We start from the raw sequence: 9843 nt of genomic DNA, 5'->3' as shown, positions 1-9843 counted from the left end.
TCTCGGACATCGAGCGCCTGTCGATCGCGATCACGGTGCGCTCGATCCCCCGCGTGCTCGCTCCGCTGCTGACGACCGACCTCACGATCCAGCAGCTGAAGGCGCTCTCGGTGATCGTCACGACCGAGGAAGGCGCGACCGGCGCGGGCCTCGCGCAGAGCTTCGGCGTCTCGATGCCGTCGATGTCCAAGCTCATCGATCGCCTCGCCGCGAGCGGCCTGGTCGTCCGCGAGACCGACGCCGCCGACCAGCGCGTCCGCCGCATCCACGCCACCGACCTCGGCCGCGCCGTCGTCCGCGAGCTGATGGCCGCCCGCCCCGAGCTCGGCGAGGACGTGCTCTCGCGCCTCTCGCTCGCGGAGCTCGAAGCCCTCGAGACCGGACTGCGCGCGATCAGCCGGGAACTTCGCACGAGCCGCGGGTGACCGCCGACTGTCCGTCTGAAAGATCAAGTCTGGCAAGGGCGATGGCTGGGCATCGGGATTCAACATGTTGCCGGGCGGTTGAAGAACCGGCGTCTGGTACCCCGGCCCTCGTCGAAGACGCGGAGGCCGGCTGGGACGCGCTCGGCATCATGCGCGCCCGGCGCTGACGTCGGCATCGGGATCCTCCGGCATCGAGCGCGGGTGTCGAGCTGCAGCAGCCAGCACCCGTGCGCTGACCATCGTGTCCTCCGTCCGCCCGATGACATCGAGCACGGTGACCCGCTCGGCATCCCAGCCGGGATCACCGCTCCCGATGAAGCGCACCCAGGCGCCGCGCACGGCGTCTGCGAGAGCAGCCGGAGGTCGTGGCCCGAGCACGCGCTCCACTCCGTCCGCATCGAGGACGTCGAAGAGGAACGGCACGTCGATGCAGTGCTCGGCGAGCCCTGAGACCGCGGATCTCCACGTGAAGTCGTAGGTCCAGGTCGGCTCCCCCTCGCGCAGACGCATCCAGTCGATGATCCGGGCGCGGAACATGACATCGGTGATGTACTGCCCGGCGATCCGGCTCGAGGAGCGACCGGGCTGGCAGGCGATGAAGTCGTCGATGATCGCGCCGTCGACGCCCAGGTGAGTCAGGACGTCGTGAGCGGGAAGAAGGTCGACGCTGTCGCGAAGGGCGGTGAAGGCTCCGCTGAACTCGTCCTGCGTGGCACCGATGATGAGCGGAACGCCGGAGCCTCTCCCGGCGGCGATCCCGTTCTCCACCGTGTCGACCACGTACTCGCCGTCGACGACCGGTCCGAGATCGAGGCTCCCGTTCAGCTCGCCTATCAGGGCGAGCACCTCGACGAGATTCGACATCGCCCGGCCCTCGAACCCGAGAACCTGTGCCGCGATCAGATCGGCTTCCGGGACGGCAGCGAACGCAGCGGCCGTGAGGGGGACGCCGAGACGGCCGGCGATGTCCTCGGCCTTCGACCTCGCGTCGTCCACCGAGATGTCTGCCGGTGCTCCCGAGACCGAGACCGCTTGCGAGAAGAGCCCCTCGGCCGCAGGCAGCGTGAGCAGCGTCATGACGGCGCCGCCGCCCGCCGACTGCCCGGCGAGGGTGACCCGGGAGGGATCCCCGCCGAAGTCGGCGATGGTGTCGCGCACCCACTCGAGAGCGAGGACCCAGTCGCGCACGCCGCGGTTCTGAGGCGCATCGGGCAACCAGCCGAATCCCTCGAAGCCGAGCCGGTAGCCGAGCGTCACGGTCACGACTCCGTCCCTCGAGAAGGAGCGTCCGTCGTACCAGGGGCTCGCGGGCGACCCTGAGACGTACCCGCCGCCGTGGATCCACACGAGCACGGGCAGCGCGGCATCAGGGTCACCCGGACGCGGCGTGAAGACGTTCACGCTCAGGATGTCGTCACCCGGGATGCTCGGCTCCGGGATGGTGGTCGCCCCTCCCGGCGCCTCCCGCTGGGGAGTGGGACCGTACTGCCGCGCGTCGAGGACTCCTTCCCAGGGTCGCCGGGGGACCGGGCTCTGGAAGCGGAGCTCGCCGAACGGCGGTTCTGCGTAGGGGATGCCGAGGAAGCGGGCAGCACCGTCCACCCATTCCCCGCGCACCGCTCCTGCCGTCGTGCGGACCAGTGGCGGCGAGTCCTCCCGGGGAAGATCCACGGTCACGACTCCTCTGCCGACCGACACGGTCCGACCCGCAGCGGCGTCGCTGCGCCGGGGGTGATCCCGTTCTCGTTGAAGGCGTCGACGGCGACCCAGTAGTCGTGACCCGCGTTGAGGGTGGGGAGCCGGAGTGAGGTCTGCCCGTAGAGCAGCCAGCTGTTGTAGAGCTTGTCGGGAGCGATCCCGTAGCGGACGTTGTAGCCCTGGGCGCCGTGGCTCGGCTTCCACTCCAGGTCCGCGGTGAGCTCGTCGACACGAGAGGCCGCGGGAATCACGGGGGCCGGCGCGTCTCCGTCGCCCAGCCCGAACACCCGGAGTCCGCTGACGGCCAGCGGGCCGCCGAACGGCATGCGCCCACCGGTCAGGCGGACGAAGCGCGCCCGCACGGGCTCATCCAGGACCGCGAAGGCATGGGGTGCCTCAGCCGAACCCGCACCGTGGTCGACGACGGTCGTCCAGTCCACTCCGTCGACCGAGAGCTCGATGCGGAATTCGGTCGGCTGATCCCCCGCGAAGTGCCCCCGGTACTGGTAATCGAACTGCTGACCCGAGTCCGGCAGGGGTGCGATGGCGGCGAGGTCGTCGTCGGCGAGGTTCACCTGGATCGCGTGAACGGTGCGCTCCGAGCGGAGATCGAGGTGCAGCCACTCTCCGGGTTCTGCCGAACCTGCGACCCACCAGTCGCGGATGTCCTCGTCGACCGCCGAGGCGGGATCGCGATCAGTCTTCGACGACGAGGCCGTGGCCGCTGCCCCGAGTGACTGCAGCATCCACCCTGCGAAGGTGTCCGTCCAGGGATCGGCGGGGCCGTTCGGGACGAGCGTCGGGTAGTCGCCGAAGTTCTGATTGCAGAACAGCACACCGTCCGCGTCGAACCCGGCCGGGAAGAGTCCGATCCGGCGTTCGAACGACTCGTTCACCGAGACGCGCATGGTCGCTGCGTGCCACCAGTTCCCGTGCGCGTCCTGGAAGGTGCTCCCATGACCGGCGCCGGTGATGAAGCCTCCGGGCTTCAGTGAGAACGGACTGTGCGGGGAGTAAGCGAACGGTCCGAGCGGGGTCTCCCCCACGTAGTAGCCGTCGGCGTAGGTGTTCCATTCGGTACCGGGAGCGGAGTACTGCAGGTAGTAGCGGTCGGCGTGCGGAGTCATCCACGCACCCTCGATGTACGGTTCCGTGCCGACGTGCTGCAGGATCAGCCGTTCACGCTCGGTCGTCGGGGGCTTGATGATGTAGTCCTCGCCGCTCTGCTCCCAGCCGTGCTGATCCGTGTGGGCGCTGATGAGGTCGAGTGTCTCCCCGAGGGGGGCGAAGGTCACTCTGTCGACCTCGGTGCCTCTGATCGGCTCCTTGTTCGAGCATCCCCAGTAGAAGTAGGTGCGACCGTCCCGATCCTGGAAGACGTGCGGGTCCCAGAACGGGAAGCCGGCACTGATCTCGACGAAGTCGTCCTCGAGAGGGTTCTCGCTGCGGAAGTACGGGCTGTCGCCCGCGCGAGAGGCGCAGATGACGAGGGAACCGTCGACCTCGCGGACATCCGGTGCGTAGTCGAACTCGGGCAGCTTCGTCGTCGCACGGAATTCCCACGAGACGAGATCACTCGAGTGCCAGAACCCGCCGGACTGCGATGCGAAGAGGAAGAAGCGGTCCTGGAACCGCACGATCGACGGGTCCGCCGCTTCGCGGTGCACCGTTCGGCCTGCTCGATCGGGCCCGCCCTCGTGGATCTCCTGGAACCGGTAGGCCAGATCCAGCGGATTGCACAGTACTGCGGGTCGGGGGGTCGTCATGTGCTGCTCCTGCGTGCTCATCGGGCGCGGGCCGGGGTGATGGTGAGAGAGATGTCGAGAGGGACCGTCGACGAGGGGCCGACGCCGAGGTCGACCGTGGTCGCGTCCTGCGTGTCGGAGCGCGTGGCGGCGCTCCAGTAGCGCAGCTGGTCGGGGCCGACGGGGAAGGTGACGGTGCGCTGCTCGCCGGGCGCGAGGGTAATGCGCTCGAAGCCCTTGAGTTCGCGGAGCGGACGGGAGGATGCACCGTGCCGCTGGTGGATGTAGAGCTGCGCGACGTCGTCCGCCGTGCGATCCGACGTGTTGCGGATGTCGACCGAGACCGACGCGGTGTCGCCGACCGCGATGGTGTCGCGGTCGAGGCGCAGGCCGGAGTACTCGAACTCGGCATAGGAGAGGCCGTGCCCGAAGGGGTAGAGCGGCGTGCTCTCCTCCTCGAAGTACCGCTTCCCTTGATCTTGGGGCGCGAAGGTCCGCAGGTGGGAGTGGATCATCGGCACCTGCCCGACGTGGCGCGGCCAGGTGAACGGAAGACGGCCGGCCGGCGAGTCCTCGCCGAGCAGGGTCGCGGCGATGGCGTCACCGCCCCGCGTGCCGGGGTACCAGGCCTGCAGGATCGCGGGGACGTTCGCGTCCGCCCAGCGCAGGTCGACGGGGCGTCCGGTGACGACGACGAGGACGACGGGCGTGCCGGTGGCGGCGATCCGCTCGAGCTGCTCCTGCTGGCGGCCGGGCAGATCGAGCGTCGACGTGGAGGCTCCTTCGCCGGCCTGGTTCTGTCGATGGCCGACCACGACGACCGCGACGTCGGCCGCGGCGGCAGCGGCGACCGCGCGCTCGATCTCGCTGTCGTCGTCCCAGTCGTCCGGGGTCGAGGCGATGCTCGGATCCGCCTGGTCCATCGCTGTGGGGAACATGCGCTCGAGGATTCCCGCGCCGGGCGCGTGGATCACGGCGTCGCTTCCGAGCCGGGAGCGGAGACCGTCCAGGACGGTGACCGTCTCTGCGGTGTCGTGGTTGAAGACCCACGGCCCGAGCATGTCCCGGGGGCTGTCGGCGAGCTGCCCGACGACCGCGACCGTGCCGACGCGCTCCGAGGACAGCGGAAGCGCGTTGTCGGCGTTCTTGAGGAGGACGAAGGACTGCGCCGCGGCGATCCGAGCGATCTCCCTGTGGTCGCTCGCGTCGAGCACGTCGTCGACGGTCGAGGCGTCGGCGTAGGGCCGCTCGAACAGGCCGAGGCGGAACTTGGCCTCGAGCACGCGGCGGACAGCGGTGTCGAGGACGCTCTCGTCGATGCGCCCCTGGGCGACGGCCTCGGGAAGACGGGAGAAGGCAGCGTCCGAGATGGCCATCTCCATGTCGAGTCCGGCCTCGAGGGAGCGGACCGCAGCGTCGGTCAGGTCGCTGGCGAAGTGCTGCGTCTCGAGAGAGCGCACCGCGTTCGCGTCGGAGACGACGAAGCCCTCGAATCCCATCTCGTCTCGCAGGACCTCGGTCAGCAGCCAGCGGTTGGCCGAGGCGGGGACACCGTTGAGGTCCATGTAGGCGCTCATCACATTCGCCGCACCGGCGTCGATCGCCGCGCGGAATGGGGGGAGGTAGACGTTGCGCAGCTCGGAGTCGGAGACCTCTGCGTCGTCGTAGTCGCGTCCGCCTCGGGCGGCGCCGTAGCCGGCGAGGTGCTTCGGGCCGGCGAGGACGCGGTCCTCTCCGAGGTCTCCCTGGAATCCACGGACCTGGGCCGCTGCGACAGCCGCTCCGAGCACCGGGTCCTCTCCGGCGCTCTCGACGATGCGTCCCCAGCGGGGGTCGCGGGCGATGTCGATCATGGGCGCGAACGCCCAGTGGATGCCCACGGCGCGCGCCTCACGGGCGGCGACCGTCTGTGCCCGCTCGATGATCGCCGGGTTCCAGCTCGCGGCCAGAGCGATCGGAACGGGGAAGACGGTGCGGAAGCCGTGGATGACGTCGAAGCCGAACAGCAACGGGATCCCGAGCCGGGTCTCCTCCACCGCGACCTTCTGCAGCCGGGTGGTCAGCCTCACGTCCGTGACGAAGAGGATCGATCCGACCGCGCCCTTCTCCAGCACCCTGTCGACTGCTTTCGGCTGTTCGAGGAAAGCACGATGCTCCGGAGGAAGGGCGTCGATATCGAAGTCCGCGGGCATCTCGGGAGCCCCGAAATAGAAGTACTGGGTGAGCTGCCCGGCCTTCTCCTCGACGGTCATCCGCCCGAGGAGGTCGTCGATGCGGTCTGAGAAGGACGCCGAGGCGTCACGGTACAGAGGAGTGGTCATGGGGTCTCCGATAGTGGGACGTCGGTCGGACGGGAAGGACTCGGCGTCGTGCCTGACTCGTGATGCTGAGCGCCGATTGCGCCTGATCTCCCGAAGGGTGATCGCTGAACTCCGTCGGCGTCGCTGTCGAGGGGTGGGGCTGCAGGCGTCCGGTCAGAAGCTGTCCGGTGTCACGTGTCACTCAGTATGGAGACCGAGCCTCGACTTCGCAATGCCGCCCTTTCTGGGCACGGACCGTATGGGAGACTCCCAGCGTGCCCACGGAGAGATCGAGCCCTCGCGCCACGAGCAGGGACGTCGCCAAGCTCGCGGGACTGTCCCGGACGACGATCAGCCAGATCCTCAACGGGAACGACGCGCGATTCCCTCAGGAGACCCGCGACCGGGTGGCAGCCGCCGCCGCCCAGCTCCAGTACCGACCGTCCCGGGCCGGGCGGGCGCTGGTGTCGGGAGTCAGTGATCTGATCGTGATCGTGGTGCCGAACATCACCTTCGGCACCCGCCTGCAGCAGACGATCGAGCGCTTCTCCGCCGAGGCGGAACGGCTGGGCCTCAATGCCGTCGTCCGCTACGTCGGAAGCGACATCGGAGCGACGCTGACCACCATCCTCGACCTCCGCCCCGCCGCCGTCTTCCACCTCTCCGTCTTCGATCGCGAGACGATCGCGGAGCTCGAAGCCGCAGGCACCCCCGTTCTGCCGAGGACGTCGGGAGACCCCGGCGATTCGAGCAGCTTCGATCACCTCGTCGGCCGGATGCAGGCACAGGAGCTCCTCAAGGGGCCCGAACGCCGCCTCCTCTACGCGATCCTCGCCGATGATCGGGTCGGTCCCTTCGGCATCCGCCGTGCCGAGGGGGTCGCAGAGGGTGCGGCGACGGCGGGTGCCCAGGCACCCGAGGTCGTTCCGGTCCCTCTCGATCCGGAGGGGGCGGTCGCTGCTCTCGCGCCGATTCTGCAGGGGATCGACGGGCCGGTCGGCATCGCCTGCTACAACGACGAGGTCGCGATCGCCGTGCTGGCCGTCGTCCGGCGGATGGGATGGAGCGTTCCGGATCAGGTCGCGGTCGTGGGAGTGGACCGCATTGACGTCGGACAGCTGATCTCCCCCCGGCTCACCACGATCGCGATCAACCTGGCCGGGATCGACGCGCAGTTCGTCGTGGAGCTCAAGCGCCTTCTCGGCCGGCCCGAATCCGACCTGGAGGCCGACGTGTCGGTCGCGACCGAGTCGCTCGTGGCACTGGTGCCCGGCGAATCCAGCTGAGCAGGCCCCGTCCGCTGCGAGGCGCGGACAGTCGGCAAAGGTTTACATCGAGAAAAGTTTTACATCGTGCAATGATTCACCAGTGATGGAATCGGGGCGCCGCGAGCGCAAGAAGCAGGCCACCGCGGTGGCGATCCAGAGGGCGACCCTCGAACTCGTCCGAGAGCGCGGACTGGAAGAGACGACGGTCGAGGCGATCAGCGATCGCGCGGACGTGACCAGCAGGACCTTCTTCAACTACTTCTCGGGCAAGGAGGACGCCGCCCTGGGGAACGTCAGGAGCGCCGGAGCCCACTTCGATCGTGGTGCGATGGTGGCCCGCACCGGTTCCGCCCTCGATCGCGTCCGCGAGACGATCCGCGACTCGCTCGCCGACACCGGGCCGGGAGAGGCCGAGCGGACCTGCCTCCGCCGGGAGGCCATGGGCCGCTGCCCGCAGCTCATCGCCCGCGACTACCGTCGGATGAGCGACGTCAGCGACGAGCTGCTCGCCATTCTCGAGGAGCTGCTCTCGGTCGAGGAACCGAGCGCTCCGCCGACCACTGTGCACCTCCGGGCCGTCACGAGCATCGCCGTCATCGGCGCCGCGTACACCATCGCGGCCCAGCTCTGGAGCGGGGACATCACGGGCACGAGGACTCTGGCCGAGCACTTCGACACCGCCTTCGACTCGATCGCCGAGATCGCGTCGCGGGTGCGCGCCTCATGACGTCCAGGACTGTCGCCCCGAACCTTCCCGGCGACCAGGAGGCGGCCCGGCCGCGTGTCGTGTGGGTGTTCATCGCCGTGCTGGTCACCATGCTCCTCGCGGCACTGGATCAGACGATCCTCGGCACTGCGCTGCCGACGATCGTCGGAGAGCTCGACGGTGTCGATCACATGCTGTGGGTGGCGACCGCCTACATCCTCGGAGTCACCGTGACGATGCCGGTGTACGGCCGACTCGGCGACGCGGTCGGCCGGAAGGGCCTGTTCCTCACGGCCATCGCGATCTTCGTCCTGGGCTCGGTCGTGGGCGGTGCGGCGACCTCGATGGAGATGCTCATCCTGGGACGGGGGATCCAGGGGGTCGGCGGCGGAGGAATGATGCTCCTGTCGCAGGTGATCATCGCCGACGTGATCCCCGCTCGCGAGCGAGGCAAGTACGGTGGCTACATCGCGGCCGTCTGGGGCCTGTCGTCGGTCCTCGGCCCGCTCCTCGGCGGCTGGTTCACCGATGCTCTGACCTGGCGCTGGGCCCTCTGGATCAACATCCCCCTGGGCGCCGCCGCCTTCCTCATCTCCTGGCGCCTCATCCACCTGCCCCGGAAGCCCCGCCGGCGCCCGCGCATCGACGTCGCCGGCATCGCCCTGCTCGCCGCGGCGGTGAGCTGCCTCGTGCTCGTCACCTCGTGGGGCGGGACGCAGTACGACTGGGACTCCCCCGTCATCCTCGGTCTCATCGCCGGATTCGTCGTTGCCGCGGCGCTGTTCGTCTGGACCGAGCACCGAGCGGCGGAGCCGGTCATCCCGCTCGCACTATTCCGCGCACGCGCCTTCACATTGCCCACGGTCGCGGGCCTGATGCTCGGGCTCACCATGTTCGGCGCGCTCGGCTACATCCCGACGTTCCTGCAGATCGTGAACAGGATCAACGCGACCGAGTCCGGCCTGCTGATGCTCCCCATGATCGGCATGCTGATGATCACGAGCATCGTGGGCGGCAACCTCGTGACGCGGACCGGTCGCTACAAGTGGATGCCGATCACCGGCTCACTGACGGTGATCGTCGCTCTCCTGCTCTTCTCGACGATGAACGCGGCGACGCCACCCGTGTTCGCCGCGATCTACGTCGGGATCCTCGGCGTGGGGATCGGCCTCGGCATGCAGGTTCTGGTGCTGATCGTGCAGAACTCGCTGCCGCACTCGATGCTCGGCGTGGCGACGGCGTCCAACAGCTTCTTCCGCGAGGTCGGCGCCCTCGTCGGGTCGGCCCTCGTCGGCAGCCTCTTCGTCGCGCGGCTGACCGCGAACCTGCAGACCTCCTCCGGAGAGGGTGTCGCGGGGGCGAACAGCCTCACGCCCGCGGCCATCAACGCGCTCCCGCCGGCCGAGCACCTGCTCGTCGTGAACGCGTACACCGACGCGCTCGCGCCGGTGTTCCTGTTCCTCGTCCCGCTGATGGTGCTGTCCGCCCTGCTGATGTGCTTCGTCAAGGAGATCCCGCTCGCCACCCGCGTGTCGGACGAGGCGGCGGACCCTTCCGAGGCCCCGGTCTGACGACGGATCCCGGGCGGGGCCCGGCCCCTGCCGCTGCCTCGAGCGCACGACGGCGAGTCGACCCGATACGGGAAACGACGGAACCCCGGAGAGGACCCGTCACGAGACCTGTCCTCTCGACAGGTTCTCC

The 9843-nt window shown here is 69.1% G+C and carries 7 protein-coding genes; 4 read left to right on the top strand and 3 right to left on the bottom strand.

Annotated elements, in window-relative coordinates; translation table 11 throughout:
- Positions 1 to 425 (top strand): MarR family transcriptional regulator (locus EDF17_RS18615; protein ID WP_123448132.1); only part of this gene is annotated, 425 nt, incomplete at its 5' end.
- A gap of 147 nt (positions 426 to 572) precedes the next feature.
- Here EDF17_RS18615 and EDF17_RS18610 read toward each other — a convergent pair.
- The 3 genes from EDF17_RS18610 to EDF17_RS18600 are packed head-to-tail and all read right to left on the bottom strand — an operon-like array spanning position 573 to position 6189.
- Positions 573 to 2096, bottom strand: a complete 1524-nt coding sequence (locus EDF17_RS18610) for a carboxylesterase family protein (protein WP_166649744.1) — start codon at positions 2094 to 2096, stop codon at positions 573 to 575.
- Between the two features lie 2 nt (positions 2097 to 2098).
- Entirely contained in the window at positions 2099 to 3889 is a 1791-nt protein-coding gene (locus tag EDF17_RS18605) for a family 43 glycosylhydrolase (protein WP_123448130.1), read from the bottom strand.
- A gap of 17 nt (positions 3890 to 3906) precedes the next feature.
- Positions 3907 to 6189, bottom strand: a complete 2283-nt coding sequence (locus EDF17_RS18600; protein ID WP_123448129.1) for a glycoside hydrolase family 3 N-terminal domain-containing protein — start codon at positions 6187 to 6189, stop codon at positions 3907 to 3909.
- Positions 6190 to 6443: 254 nt separating this feature from the next.
- Here EDF17_RS18600 and EDF17_RS18595 point away from each other — a divergent pair, with 254 nt between their 5' ends.
- The 3 genes from EDF17_RS18595 to EDF17_RS18585 all read left to right on the top strand — a co-directional run bounded on the left by EDF17_RS18595 (position 6444) and on the right by EDF17_RS18585 (position 9713).
- Positions 6444 to 7454, top strand: coding sequence for a LacI family DNA-binding transcriptional regulator (locus tag EDF17_RS18595; RefSeq protein ID WP_133672155.1), 1011 nt, complete (start codon positions 6444 to 6446; stop codon positions 7452 to 7454).
- An 85-nt stretch (positions 7455 to 7539) separates the two neighbouring features.
- The gene (locus EDF17_RS18590) at positions 7540 to 8163 is read left to right on the top strand and encodes a helix-turn-helix domain-containing protein (protein ID WP_123448127.1); all 624 of its coding nucleotides are present in this window, start codon (positions 7540 to 7542) and stop codon (positions 8161 to 8163) included.
- Positions 8160 to 9713 (top strand): MDR family MFS transporter, encoded by a 1554-nt coding sequence (locus EDF17_RS18585; protein ID WP_123448126.1) that lies wholly within the window; start codon positions 8160 to 8162, stop codon positions 9711 to 9713. Before EDF17_RS18590 ends, EDF17_RS18585 begins: the two co-directional genes overlap by 4 nt.
- Positions 9714 to 9843: the final 130 nt, after the last annotated feature.

Source organism: Rathayibacter sp. PhB1, assembly GCF_004362935.1.
Taxonomy (GTDB): domain Bacteria; phylum Actinomycetota; class Actinomycetes; order Actinomycetales; family Microbacteriaceae; genus Rathayibacter; species Rathayibacter festucae.
This window is presented reverse-complemented; position numbering and strand designations above follow the sequence as displayed.

Bases quoted from the DNA above. Each gene is read 5' to 3' on its own strand.
- EDF17_RS18600 (WP_123448129.1), bottom strand. From the start codon at position 6,189: ATGACCACTCCTCTGTACCGTGACGCCTCGGCGTCCTTCTCAGACCGC.
- EDF17_RS18605 (WP_123448130.1), bottom strand. From the start codon at position 3,889: ATGACGACCCCCCGACCCGCAGTACTGTGCAATCCGCTGGATCTGGCC.
- EDF17_RS18590 (WP_123448127.1), top strand. From the start codon at position 7,540: ATGGAATCGGGGCGCCGCGAGCGCAAGAAGCAGGCCACCGCGGTGGCG.
- EDF17_RS18585 (WP_123448126.1), top strand. From the start codon at position 8,160: ATGACGTCCAGGACTGTCGCCCCGAACCTTCCCGGCGACCAGGAGGCG.